The sequence below is a fragment of the Bartonella sp. AP58NXGY genome (assembly GCF_042195785.1).
Lineage (GTDB): Bacteria > Pseudomonadota > Alphaproteobacteria > Rhizobiales > Rhizobiaceae > Bartonella.
In genome coordinates, this window is record NZ_JBHIOY010000075.1 from 815 (window position 1) to 1,315 (window position 501).

Here is a 501-nt window from a genome sequence, read left to right on the forward strand (position 1 = left end):
CATTTGCCACACTAATATCCAAGTTCACGAAACCCCTCCTCATTTCATCAAAACTGCTCTCACCACAGCTTTTCGACGTTGTTCACAGATCAATAAAGCAGCACGATCACGCCCCCAATAATGCACCACTTCTTGTTCATTCAAAGCACGTTCCGGCAACAATGAAGGCTGGTGACACGCCATGCGAACAACAGGTGGCAATTCAGCCGATAAAAACGGATAAGAAAAGCTATCCCTTAGCTTGGGTGTTGAGCAAGCGCACACGCTCAAGCCCAAGACAACCGCTAGGAACAGTTGGCAAAACTGCATTGATCTCCTCCATTTTTGTAAGCTTTTGTTCCAAACTAGAAATCACCGCTTGTGCTTGAAGCCCTGCTTTTTGCGCAGCCTCTCTTTGCCTCATCTGTTCAAGCCGTGCTTGTAAAGAAACCTTGGCAATCTCCAAGCGCCAATAGGCATCACGCGCCTTTTCCGCCTTTAAAACTTGCGCTTTCATAAAGC

At 47.1% G+C, this 501-nt stretch carries 2 protein-coding genes; both read right to left on the reverse strand.

All coding sequences use genetic code 11. The features are described from left to right. Positions 1–39: 39 nt before the first annotated feature. Complete coding sequence (locus ACFINC_RS09515; RefSeq protein ID WP_375617053.1) at positions 40–264, reverse strand: hypothetical protein; 225 nt, start codon at positions 262–264, stop codon at positions 40–42. Next, positions 230–501 (reverse strand): hypothetical protein (locus ACFINC_RS09520; RefSeq protein WP_375617054.1); only part of this gene is annotated, 272 nt, incomplete at its 5' end. The genes ACFINC_RS09515 and ACFINC_RS09520, both read right to left, overlap by 35 nt.